This window comes from Sphingobacterium paludis (assembly GCF_004364125.1).
In the GTDB taxonomy this organism is placed as follows: Bacteria; Bacteroidota; Bacteroidia; order Sphingobacteriales; family Sphingobacteriaceae; genus Sphingobacterium; species Sphingobacterium paludis.
Genome location: NZ_SNZV01000002.1, coordinates 555,753 through 582,411, shown reverse-complemented (window position 1 = coordinate 582,411; position 26,659 = coordinate 555,753). Strand labels below are relative to the sequence as shown.

The window sequence follows — 26,659 nt, the reverse complement described above, 5'->3', positions numbered from 1 at the left end:
GTATACTTTGAAATCTGATTTAATAACAAGATGGCTATAGAGAAATTTTTACAAGATGGACAAGACCCCAAGGTGGTTGAAAAAATCCATGATAAAATAATTGATATGTTAACCGCCGGTGAATATATCCAATATATATCGGTGCAGAAGAAGCCTGCCGTAACCCTGCTTCCGGATAGTATTACCGTGAGTAATAAGCGTATTTTTCTCTGCGAGTTTACGAAACTTGGTTTAGCGACTAATTTTGAGATTTTTTCTTGGAATGATATCAAGGACATCGCGTTTAAGGAAGAGATTTTCGGTGCAAAAGTCACTGTTATTCCACCAGCGGGGGAGAACCTGACCATAGACTATATTCCGAAAGTACAAGCGCGGAAGCTCTATCAATTGATCAAAGAGGCTTTGGAAAATAGAAACGCAACACCTGCATCGAAGCCAGCTGCACCAGCAGCGCCAACACCTGCAAAGGAGCCCGTGGATAAAGAAGAACGTCCGTCGATGAACGCAGCTAGCGATGTACCTACAGAAGCGCCGGCCGCGGCAGCGATCATTCGTCCAGATGCTGAACCAACGAAGGAAACGCCCTCACCATTACCTGGAAACAATATAAGCCCGGCGGCTGATGAAAAAAGCATAGTTACTAACGAGGATGAACTTACCCTCAAACTCAAAAAGCTGAAAACACTTTACGACCGGCAGCTCATTACCCAAGCGGAATACGAAAACAAAAAATCAGAACTCTTATCGCAACTGTAAGAAGTGAGGAATAACTACTTATTAGCGCTACTGAGCGCCTGTCTATTATGGCTGGCCTGGCCACCCATCCCCTATAGTAGCCCGATTTTGTTCTTCGCATTCGTACCGCTTTTGTTTGCCGTGGAACGCGTGATCCGGAGTGATGAGAAGCGTAAGGGCCGACACGTGTTCCGGCTCGCTTTCCTGACTGGTTTTATTTGGAACACCGCGTCGATCTATTGGGTTTACAATGCCATGAGCGCCTATTTGCCAGGATATGTTGCTATCCTTATCGCGTTGATCCCTTTTGGGCTGGGGCCACTCTTGATGGCATTGGCTTTCCGCTTGTATTATCAGCTTCGCAAAAAAACAGGCATCGGCTATAGCTTTATCGGTTTGGTCTCCTTCTGGCTAGGCTACGAATTTTTGCACCAATGGTGGGATCTTGCATTTCCCTGGATGACCTTAGGAAACGGATTCGCCAACTTCCACCAACTCATACAATGGTATAGCGTGACCGGGGTATTCGGAGGGTCTGTTTGGATTTGGGTAGCCAACATCCTCGTTTTCCTTCTTGTTTGGCAGAAGCGTGAAAAGGTAGAGGCGATAAATAGCAAGAAGCTCTATTTGGCATTAGGGGTTACTATTGTTGTACCATCTACAATCTCCTTTATACAGTATGGTAGCTACACCGAACATATCAATCCATCCGAGGTGGTCGTCGTGCAGCCTAATGTTGATCCATACGGAAAGTTCAATTCCATATCGCCCGCAGCGCAGCTTGAAAATCTGATCGCACTTTCCAACAGCGTTGGGAAACCCAATACCGAATTTTTCATCTGGCCGGAGACAGCCATCTCGGCACACGGCAACATCGATGAGGAGGAGTTTAGAGACTATCCTGCGTATGACAGTATTCAGTCATTCCTGAATACCTACAAAAATGGCAGTGTACTGTCGGGTATTGAAAGTTATCAAGTTTACAACTATCAAAAAACAATTACGGCACGCGATTATGGAAATAACAGGTTTATAGATCCGTTCAATGCAGCTGTACTAATCGATCAAACCAGCAAACTGCAGTTTTACCACAAGTCGAAGCTTGTGCCGGGCGTCGAGCAGCTTCCGTTTGGCGATTTTCTTGCTTTTATGAAACCGCTTTTTGCCCATTTCGGTGGCTCGACAGGTGGCTACGGAAGCCAAGAAGAACCATCTGTTGTCTACGCACGAAGCGGCATTGGCGCCGCACCTGTCATTTGCTACGAGTCAATCTGGGGAAATTACGTAGCCGAATACATTAGGCAGGGTGCGCAGTTTATCGCCATCGTGACTAATGACGGGTGGTGGGGCGATACGTCGGGGAAAGATCAACACCTCGCCTATGCAAAGCTACGAGCTATTGAGAACAGACGTTGGGTGGCACGTTCAGCCAATACAGGTATTTCTGGTTTTATTAACCAGCGTGGCGATGTGGTGCAACATACGACATGGTGGGTACCTGCGGCGCTGACGCAAGAGATTAATCTAAACGAAGAGCTTACTTTTTACACCCGGAATGGCGACATCATCTTATATGTGGTCCTTACAGGAGCTTTTTTTTCCATCTACAATATGGTCCGACGAAAAAGTCGCTAGCCCCGTATACTATCATGAAGGTCGTGATAGCGCTAGCAATGTACATGCCGCAGCGGCTATTTTTACATATTGCTTAAATATGTTGTACCTATTTACCATTCCTTTGCTTATTTTTGCACCATGCAAGTATATTTCGATAATGCCGCGACGACACCGCTAGAGCCTGAAGTTATAAAAGTGATGACGGAAACGATGCAGGAGAATTTCGGTAATCCATCTTCTATTCATGCCCACGGCCGTCAGGTAAAAACAATCGTGGAAAAAGCCAGAAAAACGGTTGCCGGACTTTTAAAAGCGTCTCCTTCAGAGATATTCTTTACTTCGGGCGGTACCGAAGCGGACAACATGGCGATCGTGCGGTCTATTATCGATCTAGGCATCACGCATGCAATCACCTCTCCTCTAGAACATCATGCGGTATTGCATACGCTAGAGGAACAGGAAAAGCGCGGACTGATCCATTTAGATCTTATCCGGTTGGATGAGTTAGGCAATGTCGACCTTGCTCACCTTCGTGAACTTCTTGCCGCCAACCCGCGCACGTTTGTGTCGCTGATGCACGCAAATAACGAAATAGGCAATCTGACAGATATTAGGGCTGTAGCCGAAATTTGTAAAGAATTCAATGCAGTATTTCACTCGGATACCGTACAAACAATGGGGCATTATGTTCATGACCTTAGCGATCTGCAGATCGATTTTATTACGGGAGCGGCGCATAAATTTCATGGTCCTAAGGGCGTAGGTTTTCTTTACGTCAACGGAAGAAATAAAATACAGCCGCTGATTTATGGAGGGGCTCAAGAACGGAACATGCGCGGAGGGACAGAAAATGTATATGGGATTGTGGGCCTTGCTAAAGCACTTGAATTGTGCTATCAGGAGATGGAGCAACACCGAGCACACATACAGGGATTGAAAGATTACATGCTTTCCGCACTGCGTGAGGCTATCCCTGCTGTTACCGTTAACGGCAACAGCGAAGCTGAAAAATCTCTATACACGGTTCTCAACGTATCATTGCCCTGTACCGAGATTGCCGACATGCTGCTTTTCAGTTTAGACATCGCGGGTGTATCGGCTTCCGGCGGCAGTGCTTGCAGCTCTGGTTCCGAAATAGGCAGTCACGTACTTCGTGCGCTGGCTTGCGACACAAATCGCCCATCCGTTCGGTTTTCGTTCAGCAAATACAATACTAGAGAAGAAGTGGATTTTGTCGTCAAGACATTAAAAGATCTATGTGAAAATCATCAGTAATCAACTTTCACGTTATCTAGGACGATCCTGATACGATCTGGAAAATGTTAGCGCTGTAAGCAACACATTGCGTTTGGATGGAACATCAAAAGGTGCTTGGTCAAGACACTTTTGGCTGCTTGGCCACTTCACCTATAGTCGATGAACAATTGCAGAAACTGATCGTATACCGGAGATGCATGGACCTCATGGCAGTCTTAGAAAGAATGTTTTTTTGTGCTTAGTGTTCCAACGAGTGAAGGACATAACGTTCGGCTAGATCGCCTGTGATTTCCTTACCTGATAAGTCTAATTGCCTAAGCTGATTGAGTTCAACTTTGTATTTGTAATCCAAACCTTCAAGGTTCAATTCGCCATTATCTAGTTCCCACTTGCCGGATTTGGAGAATGCTTCCATGCCCTTTCCCACGTAAACATACTCGAGTGTGTAGCCTTTATCGTTAGCTAAGGTCAGCACCGTTGCAATAGCGTCGCAATCCGTACAGGGAAGATCACCACGATAAGACCCAACCAATCTACTTTCTGTAATTTTTCCGAATTTGCTGTTGTCGACACTAGCGTTCGTACGAGTGTTTATGCAACCAACGATTGCAGAAAACGCAAGTAAAAGTCCACTTAAATATACAACAAAACGCATTACATCAGATTTTGCATAACAACTACAAAAAAGATACCACAAAATCCTAACGATGCAATTTCTATGCTTTTTTAGTCATCCCAATCATCTTCCTCTATACCCATGGCCAAATTATAGGCCGCTAACAGCTCGCCATAAGCATGTCTATTTCGCATACGTTGGGCCACTTCCATCCCTTGCTTATACATGGCTAATGATTGCTCCCGCTCACCAATTTCATCCAAATATTTCGCAAAGTGATAATATGTGCCTACATAGTCTGGATGCATATTCACCAATTCTTCGAAGCCGGCTAATGTCAGTTCTGCATTGCCCGTTTTTTTATATTCTAAGGTTAACGCATACTTCAAAAATGGCTCCTGCGGAGATTCCTGTAAAAATTGCTTGAGTTCTTCTATTCTCGTGCTCATAACATGAATTTTCTGCTAAATCTGCTCAAAAGTACGAAAACTACGACGTCTAAGGCCCATGTTTATCAAAATAGCTTAAACAAAATTTACTATGCTAGCATAGAAAATGACACTCTATTGACCTTACCGAATAAAGCCAAAATTTTGCCATTTTACAAAAATACAACCTGAACAAATAAAATATCCTTAAAAAGGACGCTATTTCATTACGATAAATCATCGATATCATGAGGCTAACCAAAAACTGACTGTATTTACGTCATCCCAGAATTGTTTGATTTTATACCCGAAAATCAATAGGTTTGCGATAAGCCGGTCGAAGAAGTTAGATTAACTTCGGTTGGCTGAATGGTATCGTGCAGCTGTGCGAACACGATGTTGCGAAAAAAATATAAACTGCTAAATATAAACTGATGAAGATACTCGTATGTTTAAGTAATGTTCCGGACACTACATCAAAAATTACATTTACGGATAATAACACCCGATTCAACAATACTGGCGTTCAGTACATTATTAACCCGTATGATGAGATCGCTTTAGCGAAGGCTGTAGAATTGGCCGAAGGCGGCAAAGCAACGGTTACGGTGATACACGTTGGTGAGGCGGATGCCGAACCGACCATTCGAAAAGCTTTAGCTGTTGGTGCCGATGAAGCTGTTCGGGTCAATGCGTTTGCACGCGATGCCTGGTTTGTTGCTCATCAGATTGCGGCCTTTGCTAAATCGCAGCAATTTGATTTGATATTGACGGGACGTGAATCGATAGACTATAATGGCGTTCAGGTGCAGGGCTTTCTTGGCGAGCTACTCGCTATTCCTTCCGTATCCATCGCGAAAAGTTTACAAGTCAATGGAGACGAAATTACGGTAGAGCGTGAGATTGAAGGCGGAAAAGAGGTCTTATCAGTAAGTTTACCTGTGGTCATCGGTACTGCAGAAGGTGTAGCTGAACCAAAAATCCCGAATATGCGTGGCATTATGACGGCGCGAAGCAAACCGCTACAGGTTATCGATGCGATCGATGTTCCCGTATTATCCAAAATTGTGCACTATGACACGCCCCCATCACGCGGAGCGGTACAACTGATCAGTAAAGATGACCTGGCTCAGTTAGTGAATTTATTGCACACGGAAGCAAAAGTTATTTAATTTCTTCAATTTTAAGAAACAAATTTATGTCAGTATTAGTATATATCGAACATGTGGACGGTGCTTTCAAAAAATCAGCATTGGAGGCCGTTTCTTTTGCGAAAGCAGTAGGAACCTTGGTGAATCAGCCCGTGTATGCACTTAGTATCGGTGAGGTTGCGCAAAGCGAGTTGGAAAAGATTGGAAAATACGGAGCAGAAAAGTTAATAACGGTAAATCAAGCAGAACTGAAGCAGTTTTTGAACCAAGCTTACGCGTCGGTTATTGCAGAGGTGGCGAAAAGCGTCGAGGCCGAAACGGTGGTTCTTTCCAACTCATTTAGCGGAAAAGGTATGGCGCCGCGTATCGCCGCAAAACTCGATGCTGCTTTGGCTGATGGCGCTATTTCACTACCCCGACTATCGGGCACGGCTTGGACCATCCAAAAGACAGCGTTTTCGAATAAAGCAATTGCAACGGAAGAGCTTACTGGCTCAAAGCGGGTGATTGCTTTAACGCCCAATAGTTTTGAACCGAAGGAAGAGCCCACGTCCATCACGATAGAGCCTTATCAACCGAGCTTATCGCCGGATGATCTTTCTACGGTGATCAAAGACATCGTACGCGCAACGAACCAAGTATCATTGCCAGAGGCCGAAATTGTTGTTTCTGCCGGTCGCGGCATGAAAGGGCCCGAAAATTGGGCGATGGTGGAAGAACTTGCTCGTGTACTTGGTGCGGCTACGGCATGTTCGAAACCGGTGTCTGATGCCGGCTGGCGGCCGCATGCAGAGCACGTGGGACAAACCGGATTGGCCGTTACGCCTAAGTTGTACATTGCAATTGGTATATCCGGTGCTATCCAACATCTTGCCGGTGTGAGCTCCTCGAAAACCATCGTGGTGATCAATAAAGATCCGGAGGCACCCTTCTTTAAAGTTGCCGATTACGGCATCGTTGGTGATGCATTTGATGTTGTACCACAGCTGATTGAGGCCTTTAAAACGTATAAAAACAACTAAACAACACTATTTAAACAAAGTAAATGGCTAGGCGTCAACAAATTGCGTCTGGCCATTTTTATTTTGTCTTGAATATTTACATCTTTGTAGGACGGTAAGGCATCAAGAATGAAGAAAATCAAATTAGATATAGTTGGGTTATCATATAGTCAAACACAGTCCGGAGCTTACGCGCTTGTATTGGGTGAAATAGGAGGCAACCGGCGACTTCCGATCATAATTGGCGGCTTTGAGGCTCAAGCTATTGCTGTAGAGATTGAAAAAATGCAACCTTCGCGCCCCTTAACGCATGATCTCTTCAAAACATTTGCAGATAATTTTCATATCAACGTGCAAGAAGTACTCATTTATAATCTTATCGATGGTATCTTTTTCGCGAAATTGATCTGCTCGGATGGCGAAAAAACGATTGAACTTGACTCGCGAACATCAGATGCCGTAGCCCTTGCCGTTCGGTTTGGTTCGCCAATCTATACGTATGATTTCATTATGGATGCCGCAGGCATCATCATTGAAAGTAATGACTTCGCTTTTTTGGAAAATATCGAAAACCTCCCGCAAAAGGAGAACACCTTGCACAAGGAACCTGAACCAGAAAAGAAAAAACAAACCAAATCTCCCTACGCCAATCTTAACGACGAACAGTTGGAAGCGACATTAAATAAAGCCATTGAGGCAGAGCAGTACGAAACTGCCGCTAAAATCCGTGACGAAATCGAACGCAGAAAATCATAATTCCCCTAACAACATACTATGTCAATTAAATTACGATTAACCATCATGAGCTTCTTCCAGTTTTTCGTGTGGGGAGCCTGGTTAATTACGATAGCGAACTATTGGTTTGGCACCAAACAATGGGACGGAACGCAGTTTGGAGCGGTCTTCGCTACCATGGGTATTGCGTCTCTTTTTATGCCTACATTGTTAGGCGTTATTGCCGACAGGTGGGTCAATGCAGAAAAGTTGTATTCCTTGATGCACTTACTTTATGGCGCTACACTCTTTTACCTTCCAGAGGTTACAGATCCACAGACGTTCTTTTACGTAATGCTTTTGGCGATGTGCTTCTACATGCCAACGCTGGCGTTATCAAATTCCATTTCGTACACCGCGCTGACGAATGGACAGTATGATCTAGTCAAGGCGTTCCCTCCTATTCGCGTTTGGGGCACGGTGGGCTTCATTGCAGCCATGTGGTTGGTCAACTTGACCGGAAACAAGGCTACTGCTTACCAATTTTATATTGCGGGTGCCGCATCATTCGGCTTAGGTCTGTTTGCGCTTAGTCTCCCTAAATGCCCGCCGCGAAACATCAATCGCCAGAGCCAATCCCTTATACAAACCCTTGGTCTAGAAGCATTCCGGCTTTTCAACAATTATAAGATGGCACTTTTCTTTGTGTTTTCTATGTTTCTGGGGGGAGCTTTGCAATTGACAAACGCATACGGCGATGTGTTTCTGGATGAGTTCAAGTTTTACCCGAAATATATAGATTCTATCGTTATCCAGCGCTCAACGATTATCATGTCTATCTCCCAGATCTCAGAGACCTTGTTTATTTTAGCGATACCATTTTTTCTAAAGCGGTTCGGTATAAAAAAAGTGATGCTCCTCTCTATGCTGGCCTGGGTCTTACGATTCGGCTTATTTGCCTACGGCGATCCCACCACCGGCCTGTGGATGATTATTCTATCCTGTATCGTCTACGGCATGGCATTTGATTTTTTCAATATCTCCGGTTCCTTATTTGTTGAGACATCAACAAATTCGCATATTCGAAGCTCTGCGCAGGGTCTCTTTATGATGATGACCAACGGCTTTGGCGCTGTGCTGGGCAGCTTATTATCGGGCTGGGTTATCGACGAATATTTTACGATCGCATTTCCCAACATAGCGAGCCTCGCAGGCTACCTTCAAACGGATGTAGACAATGGTTCTTTACGCCATTTGATACAGGAGCGTGGAATTTCGATATTTCGTGACGGTTCCTTTAGTAGCGACATTTTATTGAAAGACTGGCACCATATCTGGTTAGCGTTTGCCGGATATACGTTGGTTATCGCTATTCTCTTTGCGCTATTCTTTAAGCATAAGCATGATCGCGTAACGAATTAAACGATGAAAGAGACGGCCAAAAGCCGTCTCTTTCATTTTTTGTACATTTGTCTGTTAATATGGAAAAAACAAACATAATTAACATTCCCACCCTACAAAAAAGTTTTATTTACGATTGGACGCTTGATTGGGTTGCATCCATGGGTCTCCCATCACAGATGGCACATTTAACCAGCACCAGCCTCCTCTTACTTGCCGCATTACTCTTACTTTTAGGAACCGATTACATCACCAGAAAGCTTGTAAAAACGCTTTTCGTTCGCCTGATTACGAAAACAAGTACGACATGGGACGACAAGCTGTTGGAGAACAAGGTACTTGACCACCTAAGCCATCTTATTCCTGTACTCTTAGCCCAACAATTGCTTCCCGCTATATTCATTGGCTTTCCAAATTTTACGTATGTGATGATGAAACTGTTGTCTGTGATCATCATTGTATTGATCGTTAAGCTCATCAGCAGCATCTTAAAAACATTACGGGACATTTTTCGAAATACCAAGGCTTTTGCTGATAAGCCGATCGATAGCTACCTGCAGGTCGTGCAGATCTTTTTGATCTTCATTGCTGGAACGATCGCTTTTTCGGTGATCACAGGAAACTCTCCTTGGTCCTTTCTCGTGTCCTTAGGTGCAGCTTCTGCCATTCTTATGTTGGTGTTTAAAGATACGATACTTGGCTTCGTAGCGAGCATTCAGGTGTCTGCAAACGATTCTGTACGCGTGGGCGATTGGGTAGAGATGCCCAAATATGGAGCAGATGGAGACGTTATCCAAATCAATCTAAACAATGTGAAGGTACAGAATTTCGATAAAACAATTGTGTCTATCCCCACCCATACGCTCCTGACAGATTCTTTCAAAAACTACCGCGGCATGAAGCAATTTGGCGGCCGCCGTATCAAGCGGGCTATTCCTATCAAAATATCCTCCATACGCTATCTTACTGAAGAAGAGGTCTCGGATTTGACACGCATTCAACTGCTGGCTCCCTATATAGCGGAACGCCAAAAAGAGATTACAGCGTATAATGAGCAGGCCAATGCTGACCCCAGTATGCCCATCAACGGCAGGCGTATGACGAACATTGGTCTATTCCGGACATACATCACAAATTATATTCAGAACAATCCAAACATACACCAAGACCGGATGCTTATGGTACGGCAACTGGCGCCTACCGAACATGGTCTTCCGCTTGAACTGTACATGTTTGCGGCAAGTACCGACTGGGTGTACTACGAAAACACCATGGCCAACATATTTGATCACCTATTTGCGGCGATCAAATATTTTGATCTGGAAGTTTTTGAGTTGCCCGCATCAGATGATTTACGAGGGGTATTCAAGCAACAGCTATAAAAGAAAAAGGCTACCGATAGGCAGCCTTTTTACTATTTGTATGAAAACAAATTTTGTTTCAGCATATTTCACAATAGGCTTAACATTAACCATAACACTATGAACAAAATTACTCTACTTCAAAGGTGAGCTTTTCATATTAATTGAATATTAGCTCGCTATTAAATAAGCACTTTGCATCGACAAATTACTATTCAACGACTTCTATCTCTTTATTGGCGGTGTGCACACGCCCAAACATATCTTTTGCTTCAACGGTTATACTGTGTTTACCGATTGCAAGCTTCGGAAGTTTGATCTTCCAGAGATGCGTTGATGGCACCGCATCGGAAGGGCGCCTTCCATCAACAAACGAATCTGCACCATCAAAAGCAAGCACAGATGCGGTGTACGCCGGGTCTTGATCTGCTACCCGTTCCATCGTTTTCCAATTTCCTTTGTCTACTCGATAGCGCAACACGTTATCTTTAGCACCGATGAAGAAGTTTGCATACAAGGGATAGCGTCTTACATATTTTGCGGAAACAACAGCGGGGCCATAAAGATCAATCGCATAATCGTCGTCTTGACCGACTACCTTATAGTCAAATGCATACTTATCGTTATCGATATGCAGTATTGCGTATCCTTTCGGAGTTCCATCACGCATCGCAGACACCGGGACACCTTGGGCATTTAACTGGCCAGAATACCAGTCGCCGGATGTTGTACCTACGTTATATTCGTGGTGTGGTTGTTTCCCTTTCCATCCGTGTGAGGCGTTATAATAGTTCTGTTGCTGAAAATGCGTATGTGCCGAAAGGGATAAGGTATTTGGATAATCTTTAAGTAAATCAAACAAGCGTTGACGATCTTCATTTCTAAACCAACCTTCATTATCCGGATTCAACGGAATATGGAAGGCAAGTACAACGAGTTTTTCTTTTGGTACAAAACGGAGGTTATTTTCGACAAAGTCCAACTGTTCTTTCCGAAACCCACCTTGATACCCTTCTCCTGTGGTGGGATGTGGATAAAGCACATCATCCAAAATGATAAAATGTGCATTGCCTACATTGAAAGCATAGTTTGCCGGCCCAAATAGGCGCTCGAAAGATTCGTCGGAAAGGGAATCGCTTTTTACATCAAAGTTAAGGTCGTGGTTACCGATGACATTATACCAAGGCAGTTCCATCTGGCTAATGGTTTGTTTGTAGCCCGGATGTAAGCTCAGGTCATTCCCCACCAGATCGCCTAAGCTAATACCGAAGGCAGGCCCTTTTCTCGTCTTCGCCTCATCGACGACGGCACGTTTAAAGTAGTCCATCTCCGCTTCGTTGTAAGCTTGTGGATCGCCAAATACGAACGCAGAAAACTTGGCAGGCTCTTCAACGGGCTGTAAGGCGAAATCGACAGACTTAGGCAGTTTGCCTGTGGCGGTAACACCCGCAAACTTTAATGCCGGAGAACCCTTCGGCTTATGGATATGATAAAACTTGGGATGATTTTCTTGATCTAACGCCAGCTTGTAGCCCGATGGTTTCACGACAAAAATGATATTGTCATCTTGAACGGGCAATTGGTAATTTCCTTTGGCATCAGTTTGCACCACATCGACGCCATTGCTCACACTAACGCCAGCAAGGCCAACCTCCTTTTTGTCGCGCAGGCCATTGGCATTTGCATCGATATAAACCACACCGCGCGCCAACTCTTGCGCATGGGTAGTTCCGGACAGAGCACATGCTACAAGTGCCCAAAAGATATTTTTCATAGAAACGTTGGTTTTGTGTATTGACAAAACTAGCTTTTATGAAATAAATAAATTGTAAATGTTATATTAATTTGTCGTTACGTAATAACAGATTTACATTTGCCGCATGCCGCAGCGAGATGATGTTTTTATAAAGTTCCGTTTTAAACGGATTGTCCATCCCGCAGACCTTTCCGCCGCATGCCGCGGCAAGGCATTACTTTTGTAGGACAAAATTCAAAAGTAAAAATTCAAAAGTGAAAAGTAAGAAGTCAAAAGTGAAAAGTAATTGTATTTGATCCGGCACCATTTCTAAGTACATAGGTCTATATACTAAGCACTAATGTCTAAATACTAGATTCTAAGTACTAAGGTCTATCTACTCATTACGCAATACAAACTCTCCTCTATCTTGCATTGGCTATATTAATCATTTCCAATACTTTTTCAATGGTCGTCTTCGTTGCATCTTTCATTTTCTGATTGCCTGCAAAGTCTGCGTCCAACACCACTTTTTTGCTTTTTTCTTTATACTTATATTCCAGCTCATAACGGGGAACATCACGCCCTTCAATAGAATCTTTGCGTGGTGTAGTCATGTCATTATCGACATTCCAAAAACCCATTTCCATCGCTTTTCGGTGCAAATACAGTAGGTCATCGTCCGTCAGTTTCAGCTTCTGTTTAACGACTTGGTTGCTCCTGTTCAGGTACTGGTAATCTTGGGTAGCCGAATTGTAGGTGTTCAGCATGGAATCCCGTGTTCCGTAGGCTATCGTGATGTATTCGAAATCAGAAAAGCGATAGGGAGCATTTTTCAGCATATTGGAATAGTAGAATACACAATAGATAAAAAATGAACCGATAATACACAGTCCCAAAAATATAGCCTTCGTTCTTTTACTCATGACATTTATAGAATATGTCGCAAAAATAAACAATAAGGCTGAACTTGAAACGGTAGAGCCGGTAGAATCCGATAAGTTATGTAATTTAAATGTTAGATTTTAGGCGTGCCACATCGCACGAAATATCTATAGTACCAGCTATCTTTCATGTCTGATATAATTACTCCTTTGCGGGTGGATACGTGGACGAATTTGTTATTGTGTAGATACACGCCGACGTGGTCTATATTTTTCCCGCCAAAAGAAAAAAAGACCAGATCCCCCTCCTTTAGTTTGTTCTCGTATTTACGTTTCACGTCATCGCCCATATCTCGGGAAGTTCGGGGTAAACTTTTTCTATACACCTGGCTATAGAGCATCCCTACAAAGCCGGAACAGTCAACACCTGACTTCTGTGTCCCGCCTAAACGGTGGGGCGTACCCATCCAGTTATCAATGAACGCATAAAGCGACTTGTTATCGAGTTCGCGAACGCCAACACCTAGCAGATCGGCATAGTCCTGCATAGTAGATCCTGACAGTTGTTTTCCGCGCGCATCACTTGCATCAGTCGGAATCCCTGATTTCCCACTTGCATTGCCCGATGTGAGCACCCGCCCGGTGCTACCAGATTTCCGTCTTGCGCCACACGATGTGAGCAAAAGCATTACTATAAGAAGCGGATAAATAACAAACTGTACACGCTGTATCGATTTAACCATATAGCAAATGTAATGATTGGAAAATTGCAAGTCAAGGATCAAGTTTGTTTTTGTAACTTGCGCCAAAATTAAAAATGGATCGAATAAAGGGCATCGTTGCAGTTTTTATTGGTGCTGCAAGTTTTGGAATACTCTCCACCTTTGTCAAAAAAGCGTACGAAAAAGGGTTTACCCTTGGCGAGGTAACCGGCGTGCAAGCGTTGTTTGGCATGCTGATACTATGGCTCACCTTATTGTTTGTCCATACCTGTTATCGAGCGTATTTTCTCAAATACCCGGGCAAAAGTAACCCCTGGGTGATCCTGCTAAGCGGGATTTCCACCGGTGCAGTCAGTCTACTGTACTATAAATGCGTACAGTTGGTTCCAGCGTCCTTGGCCATTGTATTACTCATGCAATACATATGGATTGGTCAACTGATCGAATTCATCGTATTTAAAGAGCGCCCCACACGAAAAAACGTAATCGGTATTATTGTTATCCTGCTAGCCACCATGTTAGCAACGGGACTGCTTGAACACGATTTTCATACAATCGATTTGATGGGCATCTTCTATGGTATGCTTGCCGCCAGCGCCTACGCTATCTTTATTATCGTCAATGGCCGCGTGGGCAATGATCGTCCGCCCTTACAAAAAAGCGCCTACATGGTTTCAGGCGCTTGCCTATTTATCTTTATCCTCTTGCAGCCCTTTACGCTGTTTCAACCCGATACCTTCTTGAAAATTGGACCTTACGGTTTATTGCTATCCATATTTGGAACGGTGCTTCCACCGGTGATGTTTGCTTACGGCATGCCTAAAATCGGCATATCCTTGGGCAGCATCTTAAGCGCCGTCGAGCTGCCCGTGGCCATTTGCATGTCGTATTTCGTTTTGCATGAACATGTTTCGCTGCTGCAGGGCGTCGGTGTGATCGCCATTTTAGCGGTGGTGGTTGTGTTGAATATACGGAAGAAAACGAGCTAAAAAGATACTGACGCGCACAACAGACTGCGAACTTAACATTGACGATTATTGCACCTGGCCACATTGCGTATCAAACTTTCGGGCCGTACAAGTTTTCTTGTGAGTAAGAAAGGGTTATTTCAGAGGGTAGTATTTCACCTCTTGGGATTATGGATTTACAAGAGCCATCTGGTTGTCTCTTGTAAATCCATAATATCACCTGCCAAATCTCTTGCATAAAATGTTATGGAATTTCATGGAAATGATCAATCCCGAAGTGTAGAATAATCCCTGCTTGGCTGGGGTAAGTTCTTATTGGCGATTGCTGCATAAGTTGCTTGCGATGCGGGGAGTCCCCATTTTCGGAAGAAATCCGTTAAGTCTTCCCCCGCTATATCGCAAGCTGTCGTCATAAAGTAAGCCATTTTTTCGTCGTCGTTGTTCAATATAGGTTTGTCTACACGGCATTTCTTATGCAGATTCTGGTAAAAGCCATCGCCATAGGCCAACCAAAGTTGATGGAACATTTCGAGTCTATCGTAAGATAAAGGTTCGTCTGTATTAAAGTTTCGTTCTGCATCTGGTTTAGCTAGATACGCGTCTACTATATTCCAAGAATTTTCAGTTCGGCCGATAGAAAAGCCCATGGCGCGCTGAGCTGCCCGAGAAAAAATATTTACCGTAACTTCGCTGACCGCAAACCAAGTCCATGCTTGCTGATACGCATGACCTATTTCATGATATAAACCCCAAGATCTCCGCAACAGGGAAGGCGTCAAAATTTCATTCATTGAGATTTGAGGAAATGATATCGAAAATCCAGAGGTCGGAACCCCATCTGGTTTATCTGTAATCAAAAGTCGAGCGGTACGCGGATAGTGTTCAGGGGACGACCTATCTAACCCGCTAATGGCTTCCACACTTGCAGTAACCTGATCGCAAATAAGCAGCAAGCTATCGATATTGGAAGACCGGTATTGCCGCGCATTTGCTATGGTAAAATTAAGCATGACTCTATCTGAAACAAGCGTGGCTTGGTGAACACTATCACCAAACACATCCAACATACGCTGATAGTCGGCTATGCTAGTTTCACCTTGTATATAATATGGAATCTTTTTAAAGCCAGATTCGAAGGTAATTTCTGATTCGCCATGTGCTCCTGGCGAGTCGGACGTATAATCAATATATACATTGCCTCCCCACTTTTCAGGTCCTCGTCCTCCAAAGTAAAAGATCTCTAAATCGGTTTCGGTATTGATCACGTTGGTGCCCTCTTTCAGCTGGAAAAAGGTATCATACTCTCGGCCACCACTAGCAGGCGTTCCTAACATTAATTTGGGGAGATCGGTACCTGAAATCTTTCTCACATGAACCGTAATAATGGAATTTTTGTCAACATGGAATCCCGTTGGCTGCCAACCGGTGTGTCCCAACCATAACCTGAGTCTATCTGTATTCTCCACCTGTCGACTAATTTGCTGTTTAAATAGTTGCGTTCTTGGTGCGCCCAAGTCTTCATCGGCCAAGCTGATCGCCACAGCGGGCTCCTGTATAAGCTGCACTTGGTCTTTGCAGGATAGCAGAAAAAACGCTAAAGGTAAGACATAAAAAGGAACAAAGCCCCAAGATCGCAAATTGTACCGGAAAGCTGAGGAATGTGCAAAGCATCCGGTTGCATGATTGTTAGATAAATTTTTCATGTGATTGTTATTTTTAGTGAAAGTGAACCGGGGGGTAAACAAGAATGACTATCAATCCCGAAGTGTAGAATAATCCCTGCTTGGCTGGGGTAAGTTCTTATTGGCGATTGCTGCATAAGTTGCTTGCGATGCGGGAAGTCCCCACTTGCGGAAGAAATCCGTTAAGTCTTCCCCCGCTATATCGCAAGCTGTCGTCATAAAGTAAGCCATCTTTTCGTCGTCGTTGTTCAATATAGGTTTGTCTACACGGCATTTCTTATGCAAATTCTGGTAAAAGCTATCGCCATAGGCCAACCAAAGTTGATGGAACATACCTAATCTGCCAAAAAAACCAATTGATGAATTGTCATTGAATTTCCGATCTGCCTCCGGTTTGGCTAAATACGCTGTAACACTTGGCCAAATATTATCTCTGACGAACAGGCGAGGTGTCACACCCATTGCACGCTCAGCGGCCAAGGAATATATATTAACTGTAACTTCACCAACCGCACCCCATGTCCATATCTGCTGATGGGTGTGCCCCAATTCATGAAATAAACCCCAAGAATTTTTTAATAAAGATGGCGTCAAAATTTCTTCCATAGAATTTTGGGGAAAGCCTATAGCATATGTCCCCGAGAATGGATTTCCGGCTGGGAAGTCTGTCATTAAAATCCGGTTAGTGCGTGGTTGGTGTTCGGGTGATGAATTGTCAAGTCCGCTGATGCCCTCTTCAGCTTTGATAACCTGATCGCAAATAAGCAACAAACTATCGACATTGGAGTTCCGGTATTGCAGCGCATTTTCTATGGTAAACGTAAGTATCGTTCTATCAGAAACAAGCATTGCGCTGTTTACGTCATCTGCGAACACATCCAACATGGTTTGGTAATCAGCAAGACTAGTAACACCTTGTACATAGTAAGGCATCTTTTTTAATCCGGATTCGAAAGTGATTTCAGCTTCGCCAAGACTACTTGGAGAATCCGAATTGAAGACGATAGAAGCATTGCCGCCCCATTTTTCCTTTGCGGGTTGGTTGTAGGAAGCACTGAGTAAATCGGTATCGGTGTTAATTACATTTGTACCTTCTTTCAGCTGATACCAGGTCAAGTAATCCCGTCTACCATTATCGGATGTTCCGATAAATAACCTTGGCAGATCCGTTCCTGAGATTCTTCGTACATGCACCGTAATGATAGAACTACTGTCGATATAAAATCCCGTGGGTTGCATATCGTTCTGTAATGTTCTTAACTGGAGCCTTCCATGCGATTCCACTTGCCGACTAATCTTCTGTTGAAAGACTTGTGTCTTCGGAGCGCCAAGCAAGCTATCAGGGGTATTCGATACGTTTGCCATGGCCAATTCTTGGGTAAGCTGCAGCTTTTCTTTACACGATTGCGCACTAAAGGCGGCTAATAGAATTATTGAAAGAGCAATTACTCGTAGCTGCCTGCTGTGTCGAGCTCCGACAGGGTTTGTTGAAGCGTCCTTAAAACTTTGGTTTATACTATTTTCCATGATATTGTAATTTGGTGTTACATCCATTATTTTTCACTGCAGCCCTTCTACTGAGAGCTATTGTGTATAGTATCTACAAGTGATCTGATCGAATGAAACGGCACGTTTAATAATTGGAATACCTATTAAATGTCTATCGTAATTTTTAACCTTATTTCGTTATCGCCAGTTTCTTAAACACCTCGAATAAGTGTGAGAGCATCGTACGCCTTGCAGTTTATTTAGCTAGTAGTTCGTAGTGGTTGAAATTCCGATCGCACTTTATTATATATTTCTTAGAGGAGCCGCATTATCGAATAATTCATCGATCGGGGCCATCATTCAGAAAAAAAACTTGCAAATACTAAATTTTAACAACCAACAATATATTATGCTTTTCTAGTTTATAATCGTTATACAGTCTTAACGCAAACAATTATAAGTAAAAAATATTGAAAATATTTAAATAAAAAAGTGAATCCGTTACAAGAAAACGTTTTAGCAAAAAAAACAATCGTTTGTCTAATTTTTTTTCGTATTGAAAAATCGGAGAAATTTTTACTTTTGTAACAATTTCAAAAGAAGAAAATAGACTTTACATAGGGCATGCAAAGCTAATTTGAGAAACACATTACTCGCAACCTGATGAGATACCACGGAACGGTTAGCTCGTTGAGAAATGACAATTGCTAACGGAAACGAAAAAACTATAATGCTTCGAATATCGACTACTCAGATTTAATGCGCCAGCGATTCCTGCACCTCTTCCACGTCGACTTCACCTTGCTCCGTCACGGCAGTATATTTAACGGAAACAATTTCATTGACAAGAAGCGGATCGTATAACGATCGAACTTTGACATAGTTCTTAGAGAAACCATGCATATATCCATCTTTGACATCACTTTCAAACAATACCTCGCCAGTTTTGCCCAGTTGCATACTGTAAAAAGCTCGGCGTTTTTTATCGGAAAGAATGTGCAGCATCTTACTGCGGTCGCTACGTTGTGCGCCCGGGACTGCACCGTCCATTTGTGCAGCAATAGTATTTTCCCGTTCGGAGTAGGTAAATACGTGTAAGTAGGCGATGTCTAGTTCGTTAAGGAAATTATAGGTATCAATAAAATCTTCCCGTGTCTCGCCCGGGAAACCCACAATGACATCCACGCCGATGCAAGCATCGGGCATGAGCGATTTTATCTGCGCCACACGCTCAGCATACAGTTCGCGTTTGTAGCGCCGGCGCATCATTCCCAACACCTTATTGCTTCCTGACTGTAGCGGCATATGAAAATGAGGCACAAATCTTTTAGATTGCGCGACAAATGCAATAATTTCATTGGCCAACAGGTTAGGTTCAATGGAAGAAATCCGAATGCGATCTATGCCCTCCAACTCATCTAAGGCTTTCACCAAATCAAGAAATTTATCCTGCCGTTTACCATCGCGAATACCGAAATCGCCAATGTTAACTCCGGTCAACACAATCTCTTTCACGCCTGAAGCGGCGATTTCTTCTGCTTGACGAACGATATCTTCGATCTTACCCGAGCGGCTGGCACCACGCGCCAAGGGGATGGTGCAGAAGGTACAGGAGTAATCGCAGCCATCTTGAACTTTAAGAAATGTGCGGGTGCGGTCGCCAATAGAAAAAGCGGAAACGAACTGGTTTGTTTCGTTAATCGGTGCATTATGAATGACGGCTTTTTCGGTCTTTGTTAAATCATTGATATGCTCGATGATGTTAAACTTCTCGGCAGCGCCCAACACCATATCGACACCAGGGATTTCGGCAATCTCCTTGGGTTTGAGCTGGGCATAACACCCCACAATCGTCACGTACGCATGAGGGGAATGCTTCAATGCTTCTTTCACTACCTTGCGACACTTTTTATCCGCATGATCTGTTACCGAACAGGTATTGATAACATAGACATCAGCGGGGCTATTAAATGGCGTAGTTTCATAGCCCGCATCTTTAAAGAGGCGGCCAATAGAAGAGGTTTCCGAAAAATTCAGTTTGCAACCCAGGGTGTAAAATGCGACTTTCTTGCTCATGATAGTCTGCAAAAATACATAAATTGTCGCAAAATGCGTGGTGTGGAAAAATTGTGATATTGTAATGATGTAAAATAAAGTATCTTCGTGGTCAAACTTTTGGGCATTGGCTATGAAACAATATCTGGATTTACTATCGCATGTGTATGAGCAAGGGGTTGATAAGACCGACCGAACAGGAACGGGAACACGTAGTGTTTTCGGCTATCAGATGCGGTTCGACCTGCAGGCGGGATTTCCGCTAGTGACCACAAAAAAGTTACATTTGCGCTCGATTATCCATGAATTGATTTGGTTCTTACGCGGCGATACTAATATTCAATACCTGAAGGAGAACGGTGTCAGTATATGGGATGAGTGGGCCGACGAAAACGGTGACCTAGGTCCTGTTTACGGTTCACAATGGCGCTCCTGGCCTACACCAGATGGGCAGCATATTGATCAGATCTCACAAGTGATCCAGCAGTTAAAAAGCTCACCGGATTCGAGACGGATCATCGTTTCGGCTTGGAATGTGGCTGAAATACAAAATATGGCGCTTCCGCCCTGCCATGCTTTTTTTCAATTTTATGTCGCACCGGCACAGCCGGAAAAGGGTATTTTGAAACCCCGCTTATCGTGCCAGCTATACCAACGAAGTGCCGATATCTTTTTAGGCGTACCGTTTAACATTGCATCCTATGCGTTATTGACAATGATGGTTGCGCAAGTCTGTGATATGGAAGCTGGCGATTTCATCCACACGCTAGGCGATGCACATATTTACAGTAACCATTTTGAACAAACGGAGCGTCAGTTGGCGCGGGATCCTAAACCATTGCCCAGCATGAAAATAAACCCCGATGTGAAAGATATCTTTGCATTTAAATTCGAAGATTTCGAGCTGCTGGATTATAATTTTCATCCGCACATCAAAGCTCCGGTAGCCATTTAAAAAGGGAAGCGTAGTCCCCACCAATAAATTTCAGTATAATCTTTATAGAGTATGAGTAATCTTAAAATAACGTTAATCGTAGCAGCTGCTGAAAACAACGCCATCGGCAAAGACAATAAAATGCTTTGGCACCTGCCCGATGACTTCAAATATTTTAAGAATAAAACCACGGATCACTCCATCGTTATGGGCAGGAAGACTTACGACTCCATGGGTAAAGCACTCCCCAACCGAAGAAATATCGTGTTGACGCGAGATGAGGATTGGTCTGCCGACGAAGTAGATGTTGCCAATTCTATCCATGAGGTTCTAACCTATTGCCGGGATGAGCGTGAAGTATTCATTATCGGAGGCGGCAACATTTATAAACAGTGGTTGCCCTATGCAAACCGCATCTTATTAACCCGTGTCCATGCGACGTTTGAGTCCGATGCTTTTTTCCCAGAGCTTGCTGAGGGAGAATGGAAAAAGGTAAATAGCGAAGACCATGCTGTGGACGACCGACATGCTTACTCTTTCACATATGAAGTTTGGGAGCGAAATTAAGCTTCGTACTTAGTAAATTGACGTAAAAAATCTAGATTCACGGCGCTCAATCTATTGTAATCGAGTGGAAAATGCATACGGAAAAGGTTGTTTCCGTCGGAATATTCTTATATAAGCGTTCCAAACTAAACACCTATACCTTGGCATCACACATGCGCTAATCGTTCAATACACCTGTAAGCGCTAATCCTTTTGTATTTTTAAACTTTTATATTGTTTCAAAGGCTCTGTATAGCTTCCCCATAGCAGCGCCCAAATCCACAGAAGGTGGCCTTTCGATTAAAGATCATGCCTTTGTCATACTGACAATGAATCCACAAGAGCAAAACCAAACAGGAACGCAAATTTAATTCTCAAAACTTACAACATATATAACATTAACAGATACTATGTAATAATTCGTATAATTTTTACGTTATGATTTCAAGATTAACACCAAAATAAAATCATAACGATGAACAAATCATTCCACTTAATACTCGACGAACACAAGCCTATCGTAGAACAAATGAGCCAACTTGTCCCGGTGTTGTCCGATGGGAATCTAAAGGAATTTCGTACATACGTAGATAGCTTCTTTTATCCGCTACCAAAAGCGGATCCTTATCAAATTATTGAGGTGAATGCATTCTGTAAACTATATATTTATACCCCAGGCAATCAGTCTCCAAAAATTAAAATACCTCTTTTATATCACACCCACGGAGGTGGATTTGTATCCGCAAAGGCAAGTCAGTTTTCCAAAAAGAATCAAGATTGGGCTAATGAGTTCGGCGTCATAGTTGCTTCTGTAGAATACCGATTAGCACCTGAAAGCCCCTATCCCGCTGCATTAGTGGATTGCTTTGAAGGCATAAAATACCTATACGAGCATGCCGATGAGTTGCTCATTGATAAAGAACGTATTTCGATCATAGGGGAAAGCGCTGGTGGTGGGATGGCGGCTACGTTAGCAATTTATGTCCGGGATAAAAAGCCCGAGTTGAAGATTAAAAATCAGTTCTTGTTTAGTCCTATGCTGGATTATCAAAACACCAGGGATTTCGGCCCTAAAAAAAATGAATACTTGGGGGAATACGGCTGGACTTTCGAATCAAACTCTTATGGCTGGAGCGCGTACAAAGGTAATCAAACCATTAGCGATGATGAACTGGGTTACTTTTCAGCGGCTCATGCCAGAGATTTTACGAACTTGCCTTGCACCTATATACTGATTGGTGGTCTAGATTTATTTTTCGAAGAAAGCCTTGAATACACGCGCCAGTTGAACCGCGCTGGCGTCCCCGTATCTTTGGAAGTAGTAGCAGGCGGGGTGCATGGCTTTGAAGATTTCCCGACACCTGTAGGTTTAAGTCTTAAACAGAACTCCGTGAACTGTATGAAAGAATTATTATAAGCTATGAAACGGGTCCGGGAAGCACCTTGGCTCCTACCTTCACGGCTATAGTGTGTTTTTAGCAAAACCTGCGGAGCCCTACAGAGCCGTCTCCATGTTCTGTGGTCACATCATTACGCTGCTCGTATACGAAGCGCCGCCCTAGCCATCATCTTCAAATTTATGATGTCCCAAGATCTAAGTTGGGATAGGTAATTTTGACAGTTTTATCCGAGTTTCTTTTGGACGCTAAGGTAACTGCGCCACGCTACTTCATTACTTACGCAACAAGTAACAACGTAGCGAAGCATAAAACAATTTTGCATTCTTTTGATAGATATTTCGTAACAACAACAATATTTTAACAACCCAATAGTAAGAAGAAATAAACAACATGTAAGAGTAGACAGCACCAATTGGAGCTGTCTATAAAAATGCGCTGGCTTTACCTCACTTGGATATGTATGTAAAAATTCCGTCGAACTTATTGAAGCTACCTTGGACGCAACGCCGCTTCAATAAGTTCCGTGTAAAAGTCGCTTTCCTTCAAACCATAAGACCTTACCTGTTGCGGAATAAAGCTCTGTGCTGTCTGCCCCGGGATCGTATTGATTTCGATAAAATAGAATCGGTCGCTTTGCTCTTCCAAAAAGAAGTCAACACGCACCATACCCTTGCAATTTAGACGAACGTAAATCTCCTTGATGATTTGTGCGGCACGCTCTTGCTGCTCGGATGTAAGCTCTGCGGGTGTGATTTCTTCGGTTAGTCCAGGGATGTATTTCGCTTCAAAATCAAAAAAATCACGCGTAGTGCGTACTTCGGTAGCTGGCAAGACAATAAGTTCGTCTGCTGCATTACGGAAAATTCCTTGAGAGAATTCTCGTCCGGTAACAAATTCTTCCACCAGCACTTGTTTACCAGTATTTTCTGCATCAAAAGCTTTATCTAATGCTGCTGGCAGTTCTTCCAAAGTTTTCACCTTCGTCATACCGATGCTGCTACCGCCGGCATTAGGTTTCACAAAATAGGGTAAGCTCAATCGTTCTTGCACTCTTCGTGCCCCATCAGCGCGGTCGGTATCAAACAATAGCACTGAATTTGCTACGAAAAGCTCCGGAATATCAGCTAGGATTGCCTTCGTATAGCCTTTGTTCATCGTAAGAGCGGACGTCAATGCACCGCAGGATGTGTAGGGCAAACTAATCATGTCGAAATAACCTTGCAAACGACCATCCTCCCCCGGGGTTCCATGGATGATAATAAACGCGACATCAAACTTCAGCACGTGGTCATCTAGTGTTAAGGAAAAATCTTCTCGATTCACAGGTATTTTAACACCGGCATCATTGACATAGAACCAAGATGCCAGACTTATTGTAATAGGATATACGTCATACTTCTCCAGGTCGAGTTGACTTTCTACGAAAGACGCGCTCTTGAAAGACACCTCGGCCTCTCCCGTATAGCCGCCCGTTATTAATGCTACCTTTGTTTTCATTTTATTCATTTATCTTTTAAAGTCAAAGAGTCTATTTACTATGCCATCCTTCGTATAAAGCTGTTGATGATCTCGTGAAGAGAAGGCCATATAAGAAGGGTAAATTAGCCGAAAAACGTCATTGTAAAACGTAGAACAAGAGCAATAGGCAGATCGGAATGGCAGCAGTCTTTACGCTTCCATTCTTGATATTCCTTCGCGGTTTTTTGTCTTAGCGAAAACCTGTCGTTCTAGCTCATCATGCGTCCGCTGAGATTATTTCTTCGCCTTGTTACCTAAATAATGTTAAAGCTTCACAAATATAATTTGCGTTCCACGGAAAAACGAATAATTTTGCTTATTATCAATCAACGTAAAGTATAGGGGCAACAGGAAAGCAAAATGGCTTAAATATTGCTCGTATTATATCAAAGAATTCATGTCAAAACTGTTGTTGTATCTGAAAACAGATGCTTTCCGAAAAAATCTTATAGCAGCTTTAGTTGTTATCCTCGTCTTATTTTTGGGCATATACTTTGGGCTCAAAGCCTACACAAAGCATGGGGTGGCAATAGAAGTACCTCAGGTAAAGGGCATGCAGATCGACCAAGCTATTCAGGCACTGGAGAAAGCGGATCTTGAGTATTTTGTAGACTCCGTCTATCAGATGGATATGAAACCCGGACTGGTCATAGAACAGGATCCCGAACCCAAATCGCATGTTAAAACCGGCCGAACGATCTATCTCACGATTATTACACAAGTACCCCCGGATGTAGCTTTTCCGAGTATAGTTGATAAGACCTTGATTGAGGCCACTGCCATTTTAAGGAACCAATCCTTAAAAGTGGGCGACACTGTTTACGTTTCTGATATTGCGCGAGATGTCGTGTTGGACGTCAAGTTTGCCGGGCAGCCCCTACAGGCAGGCCGCATGGTCCCAAAAGGTTCAAAGGTTACCCTCGTTTTGGGGAATGGTCGCGGGGCAAGCGAGGTCGAGTTGCCTAATCTCATTGGGTTATCCCTGAGCGAAGCTCGTTTTGCCCTAACTGGTGTGGGGTTGAGTTTAGGAACCATTAGCTACAGCGGCGCAGTCTTGGATTCGCTAAGTGCAACAGTCATCAGTCAATTGCCCGATACGACGGCTGGTTTCGTGGGCATAGGTTCAACAGTGGACGTAACACTATCAAACTAAGCAAAGTTACTATGAACGACAAAAAAAGAGGATTCCCTAAATTCTTGAAAATAATTTTGCTGCTGATACTGGTCATCGGTATTGCCGTAGGCTATATGGGATATTTGGCCTTTCTCGGCCCGAGTGTTACGCGTAACGAGTCTTACCTTTACGTCCGAAGCGATGACAGCTACAGCGATGTTCTGAACGAGCTCGAAGAGAAAGGTATCGTGAAGAACATACAGTTTTTTGACTATGTGGCCAAGGCGATGGACTACCCCAATGCCGTGAAACCCGGAAAATATAAACTGAGTGATGGCCTTTCTAACAGGAGGCTGATCGGTAATCTGCGTGGCGGCTACCAAGAGGCTGTTAAGTTTAGATTCGAGAATATCCGCTTGAAAGAAAACTTTGCTGGACTACTCGGTAAAAACTTCGAGGCCGACTCGATCACATTTTTGAAAATATTAGATAACCACGACGTTGCAGAAACCTACGGATTTACCGCAGATAATTTTTTCAGTATGTTTATACCGAACACCTACGAGATCTATTGGAATACATCCCCGGACAAGATTGTAGCGCGCTTTCACGATGAATACACGAAATTCTGGAACACTGAACGTAAGGAAAAAGCGGCGGCTCTTCATCTTACCCCACAAGAGGTTAGCGTACTGGCCTCCATTGTAAAGGGCGAGGCGCTTCACAAAGATGAAATGCCAAAGATTGCCGGCCTCTATTTGAACCGATTAAAACGGGGAATTTTGCTGCAAGCCGACCCAACCGTGATCTTTGCGCAGAACGATTTCACCATACGCCGTGTTTTAAATAGGCATCTCACGATCGACAACCCCTATAATACATACCGCTTTAAGGGATTGCCACCTGGCCCTATTATGCTACCAAGTATAGCCGCTATCGATGCTGTTTTAAATTACGCCAAGCACGATTATATCTATATGTGCGCAAAAGATGACTTTTCGGGGTATCATAATTTTGCGGTCACGCAGGCTGAACACCTGGTTAATGCCCGTAAATTTCAACGTGCTTTAGACGCACGCAATATCAAAAAATAAGGTGTTCCGGAAACGATTAGCACCATCAACCGCTTCTTAGCAAAAGGTTTATATCGTTTCCTGAAATTAATTTTTATTACATCCGCGCATCTTCTATCGAAGAATATCGGAATAGTCTAGCAGGGATTAGTTTGGAAATCTTGCGCCCCTGTTCGTCATCTTCTGGGGATCCACTTTTAAAAGCTACTTAAAATCTCCGTACACCACGAAAAGGACGTATATCTACTAGGTTAAATTT

Annotated in this window: 23 protein-coding genes; 14 read left to right on the top strand and 9 right to left on the bottom strand. The window is 43.5% G+C overall.

Features of this window, described 5'->3' with window-relative positions; genetic code table 11:
• The first annotated feature begins 30 nt into the window (after positions 1-30).
• From B0I21_RS05415 to B0I21_RS05405, 3 genes are all read left to right on the top strand, one after another.
• Positions 31-756 (top strand): PH domain-containing protein, encoded by a 726-nt coding sequence (locus tag B0I21_RS05415; protein ID WP_133639433.1) that lies wholly within the window; start codon positions 31-33, stop codon positions 754-756.
• Between the two features lie 3 nt (positions 757-759).
• A complete protein-coding gene (gene lnt / locus B0I21_RS05410) occupies positions 760-2,370 on the top strand; it encodes an apolipoprotein N-acyltransferase (RefSeq protein ID WP_133639432.1) in 1,611 nt (536 codons plus the stop codon).
• A gap of 120 nt (positions 2,371-2,490) precedes the next feature.
• A complete protein-coding gene (locus tag B0I21_RS05405; protein WP_133639431.1) occupies positions 2,491-3,627 on the top strand; it encodes a cysteine desulfurase family protein in 1,137 nt (378 codons plus the stop codon).
• Positions 3,628-3,847: 220 nt separating this feature from the next.
• Here B0I21_RS05405 and B0I21_RS05400 read toward each other — a convergent pair whose 3' ends face one another.
• Both B0I21_RS05400 and B0I21_RS05395 read right to left on the bottom strand, forming a co-directional pair.
• A complete protein-coding gene (locus tag B0I21_RS05400) occupies positions 3,848-4,264 on the bottom strand; it encodes a copper resistance protein NlpE (RefSeq protein ID WP_133639430.1) in 417 nt (138 codons plus the stop codon).
• A 71-nt stretch (positions 4,265-4,335) separates the two neighbouring features.
• The gene (locus tag B0I21_RS05395; RefSeq protein ID WP_133639429.1) at positions 4,336-4,674 is read right to left on the bottom strand and encodes a tetratricopeptide repeat protein; all 339 of its coding nucleotides are present in this window, start codon (positions 4,672-4,674) and stop codon (positions 4,336-4,338) included.
• Positions 4,675-5,087: 413 nt separating this feature from the next.
• Here B0I21_RS05395 and B0I21_RS05390 point away from each other — a divergent pair, with 413 nt between their 5' ends.
• The 5 genes from B0I21_RS05390 to B0I21_RS05370 all read left to right on the top strand — a co-directional run bounded on the left by B0I21_RS05390 (position 5,088) and on the right by B0I21_RS05370 (position 10,302).
• Complete coding sequence (locus tag B0I21_RS05390) at positions 5,088-5,825, top strand: electron transfer flavoprotein subunit beta/FixA family protein (RefSeq protein WP_133639428.1); 738 nt, start codon at positions 5,088-5,090, stop codon at positions 5,823-5,825.
• A gap of 26 nt (positions 5,826-5,851) precedes the next feature.
• Positions 5,852-6,826 carry an electron transfer flavoprotein subunit alpha/FixB family protein gene (locus B0I21_RS05385; protein WP_133639427.1) on the top strand — a complete coding sequence of 325 codons (975 nt, stop codon included), beginning with the start codon at positions 5,852-5,854 and terminating at the stop codon, positions 6,824-6,826.
• Positions 6,827-6,934: 108 nt separating this feature from the next.
• The gene (locus B0I21_RS05380) at positions 6,935-7,561 is read left to right on the top strand and encodes a bifunctional nuclease family protein (RefSeq protein WP_133639426.1); all 627 of its coding nucleotides are present in this window, start codon (positions 6,935-6,937) and stop codon (positions 7,559-7,561) included.
• A gap of 18 nt (positions 7,562-7,579) precedes the next feature.
• On the top strand, positions 7,580-8,941 hold the full coding sequence (locus B0I21_RS05375) for a nucleoside permease (RefSeq protein ID WP_133639425.1): 1,362 nt from the start codon (positions 7,580-7,582) through the stop codon (positions 8,939-8,941).
• Positions 8,942-9,000: 59 nt separating this feature from the next.
• Entirely contained in the window at positions 9,001-10,302 is a 1,302-nt protein-coding gene (locus B0I21_RS05370) for a mechanosensitive ion channel family protein (protein ID WP_133639424.1), read from the top strand.
• A 190-nt stretch (positions 10,303-10,492) separates the two neighbouring features.
• On the opposite strand, the gene B0I21_RS05365 is transcribed toward B0I21_RS05370, so the two are convergent.
• The 3 genes from B0I21_RS05365 to B0I21_RS05355 form a co-directional block, all read right to left on the bottom strand.
• Positions 10,493-12,055 (bottom strand): calcineurin-like phosphoesterase C-terminal domain-containing protein, encoded by a 1,563-nt coding sequence (locus tag B0I21_RS05365; protein ID WP_133639423.1) that lies wholly within the window; start codon positions 12,053-12,055, stop codon positions 10,493-10,495.
• 386 nt (positions 12,056-12,441) lie between these two features.
• Positions 12,442-12,942 carry a hypothetical protein gene (locus B0I21_RS05360; RefSeq protein WP_243835954.1) on the bottom strand — a complete coding sequence of 167 codons (501 nt, stop codon included), beginning with the start codon at positions 12,940-12,942 and terminating at the stop codon, positions 12,442-12,444.
• A gap of 92 nt (positions 12,943-13,034) precedes the next feature.
• A complete protein-coding gene (locus B0I21_RS05355; RefSeq protein ID WP_133639422.1) occupies positions 13,035-13,643 on the bottom strand; it encodes a C40 family peptidase in 609 nt (202 codons plus the stop codon).
• Positions 13,644-13,717: 74 nt separating this feature from the next.
• Here B0I21_RS05355 and B0I21_RS05350 point away from each other — a divergent pair, with 74 nt between their 5' ends.
• Positions 13,718-14,611, top strand: a complete 894-nt coding sequence (locus tag B0I21_RS05350) for an EamA family transporter (RefSeq protein ID WP_133639421.1) — start codon at positions 13,718-13,720, stop codon at positions 14,609-14,611.
• Between the two features lie 245 nt (positions 14,612-14,856).
• Here B0I21_RS05350 and B0I21_RS05345 read toward each other — a convergent pair whose 3' ends face one another.
• The 3 genes from B0I21_RS05345 to mtaB form a co-directional block, all read right to left on the bottom strand.
• Complete coding sequence (locus tag B0I21_RS05345; RefSeq protein WP_133639420.1) at positions 14,857-16,293, bottom strand: M60 family metallopeptidase; 1,437 nt, start codon at positions 16,291-16,293, stop codon at positions 14,857-14,859.
• A 51-nt stretch (positions 16,294-16,344) separates the two neighbouring features.
• Complete coding sequence (locus B0I21_RS05340; protein WP_166637777.1) at positions 16,345-17,799, bottom strand: M60 family metallopeptidase; 1,455 nt, start codon at positions 17,797-17,799, stop codon at positions 16,345-16,347.
• 717 nt (positions 17,800-18,516) lie between these two features.
• Positions 18,517-19,836 (bottom strand): tRNA (N(6)-L-threonylcarbamoyladenosine(37)-C(2))-methylthiotransferase MtaB, encoded by a 1,320-nt coding sequence (gene mtaB, locus B0I21_RS05335; protein ID WP_133639418.1) that lies wholly within the window; start codon positions 19,834-19,836, stop codon positions 18,517-18,519.
• A gap of 112 nt (positions 19,837-19,948) precedes the next feature.
• On the opposite strand from mtaB, the gene B0I21_RS05330 reads away from it, so the two are divergent.
• The 3 genes from B0I21_RS05330 (at position 19,949) to B0I21_RS05320 (ending at position 22,712) form a co-directional block, all read left to right on the top strand.
• Positions 19,949-20,770: a thymidylate synthase gene (locus B0I21_RS05330; RefSeq protein ID WP_133639417.1), complete on the top strand. Its 822-nt coding sequence runs from the start codon at positions 19,949-19,951 to the stop codon at positions 20,768-20,770.
• Positions 20,771-20,821: 51 nt separating this feature from the next.
• Positions 20,822-21,316, top strand: a complete 495-nt coding sequence (locus B0I21_RS05325) for a dihydrofolate reductase (protein WP_133639416.1) — start codon at positions 20,822-20,824, stop codon at positions 21,314-21,316.
• 454 nt (positions 21,317-21,770) lie between these two features.
• Positions 21,771-22,712: an alpha/beta hydrolase gene (locus B0I21_RS05320; RefSeq protein WP_133639415.1), complete on the top strand. Its 942-nt coding sequence runs from the start codon at positions 21,771-21,773 to the stop codon at positions 22,710-22,712.
• A gap of 472 nt (positions 22,713-23,184) precedes the next feature.
• Here B0I21_RS05320 and B0I21_RS05315 read toward each other — a convergent pair whose 3' ends face one another.
• Positions 23,185-24,192: a D-alanine--D-alanine ligase family protein gene (locus B0I21_RS05315; protein WP_133639414.1), complete on the bottom strand. Its 1,008-nt coding sequence runs from the start codon at positions 24,190-24,192 to the stop codon at positions 23,185-23,187.
• A 418-nt stretch (positions 24,193-24,610) separates the two neighbouring features.
• On the opposite strand from B0I21_RS05315, the gene B0I21_RS05310 reads away from it, so the two are divergent.
• Positions 24,611-25,366 carry a PASTA domain-containing protein gene (locus tag B0I21_RS05310; RefSeq protein WP_133639413.1) on the top strand — a complete coding sequence of 252 codons (756 nt, stop codon included), beginning with the start codon at positions 24,611-24,613 and terminating at the stop codon, positions 25,364-25,366.
• An 11-nt stretch (positions 25,367-25,377) separates the two neighbouring features.
• Positions 25,378-26,421, top strand: coding sequence for an endolytic transglycosylase MltG (gene mltG, locus B0I21_RS05305; RefSeq protein ID WP_133639412.1), 1,044 nt, complete (start codon positions 25,378-25,380; stop codon positions 26,419-26,421).
• Positions 26,422-26,659: the final 238 nt, after the last annotated feature.

Bases quoted from the DNA above. Each gene is read 5' to 3' on its own strand.
- B0I21_RS05415 (WP_133639433.1), top strand. From the start codon at position 31: ATGGCTATAGAGAAATTTTTACAAGATGGACAAGACCCCAAGGTGGTT.
- B0I21_RS05405 (WP_133639431.1), top strand. From the start codon at position 2,491: ATGCAAGTATATTTCGATAATGCCGCGACGACACCGCTAGAGCCTGAA.
- B0I21_RS05400 (WP_133639430.1), bottom strand. From the start codon at position 4,264: ATGCGTTTTGTTGTATATTTAAGTGGACTTTTACTTGCGTTTTCTGCA.
- B0I21_RS05395 (WP_133639429.1), bottom strand. From the start codon at position 4,674: ATGAGCACGAGAATAGAAGAACTCAAGCAATTTTTACAGGAATCTCCG.
- B0I21_RS05390 (WP_133639428.1), top strand. From the start codon at position 5,088: ATGAAGATACTCGTATGTTTAAGTAATGTTCCGGACACTACATCAAAA.
- B0I21_RS05385 (WP_133639427.1), top strand. From the start codon at position 5,852: ATGTCAGTATTAGTATATATCGAACATGTGGACGGTGCTTTCAAAAAA.
- B0I21_RS05380 (WP_133639426.1), top strand. From the start codon at position 6,935: ATGAAGAAAATCAAATTAGATATAGTTGGGTTATCATATAGTCAAACA.
- B0I21_RS05375 (WP_133639425.1), top strand. From the start codon at position 7,580: ATGTCAATTAAATTACGATTAACCATCATGAGCTTCTTCCAGTTTTTC.
- B0I21_RS05370 (WP_133639424.1), top strand. From the start codon at position 9,001: ATGGAAAAAACAAACATAATTAACATTCCCACCCTACAAAAAAGTTTT.
- B0I21_RS05365 (WP_133639423.1), bottom strand. From the start codon at position 12,055: ATGAAAAATATCTTTTGGGCACTTGTAGCATGTGCTCTGTCCGGAACT.
- B0I21_RS05360 (WP_243835954.1), bottom strand. From the start codon at position 12,942: ATGAGTAAAAGAACGAAGGCTATATTTTTGGGACTGTGTATTATCGGT.
- B0I21_RS05355 (WP_133639422.1), bottom strand. From the start codon at position 13,643: ATGGTTAAATCGATACAGCGTGTACAGTTTGTTATTTATCCGCTTCTT.
- B0I21_RS05350 (WP_133639421.1), top strand. From the start codon at position 13,718: ATGGATCGAATAAAGGGCATCGTTGCAGTTTTTATTGGTGCTGCAAGT.
- B0I21_RS05345 (WP_133639420.1), bottom strand. From the start codon at position 16,293: ATGAAAAATTTATCTAACAATCATGCAACCGGATGCTTTGCACATTCC.
- B0I21_RS05340 (WP_166637777.1), bottom strand. From the start codon at position 17,799: ATGGAAAATAGTATAAACCAAAGTTTTAAGGACGCTTCAACAAACCCT.
- mtaB (WP_133639418.1), bottom strand. From the start codon at position 19,836: ATGAGCAAGAAAGTCGCATTTTACACCCTGGGTTGCAAACTGAATTTT.
- B0I21_RS05330 (WP_133639417.1), top strand. From the start codon at position 19,949: ATGAAACAATATCTGGATTTACTATCGCATGTGTATGAGCAAGGGGTT.
- B0I21_RS05325 (WP_133639416.1), top strand. From the start codon at position 20,822: ATGAGTAATCTTAAAATAACGTTAATCGTAGCAGCTGCTGAAAACAAC.
- B0I21_RS05320 (WP_133639415.1), top strand. From the start codon at position 21,771: ATGAACAAATCATTCCACTTAATACTCGACGAACACAAGCCTATCGTA.
- B0I21_RS05315 (WP_133639414.1), bottom strand. From the start codon at position 24,192: ATGAAAACAAAGGTAGCATTAATAACGGGCGGCTATACGGGAGAGGCC.
- B0I21_RS05310 (WP_133639413.1), top strand. From the start codon at position 24,611: ATGTCAAAACTGTTGTTGTATCTGAAAACAGATGCTTTCCGAAAAAAT.
- mltG (WP_133639412.1), top strand. From the start codon at position 25,378: ATGAACGACAAAAAAAGAGGATTCCCTAAATTCTTGAAAATAATTTTG.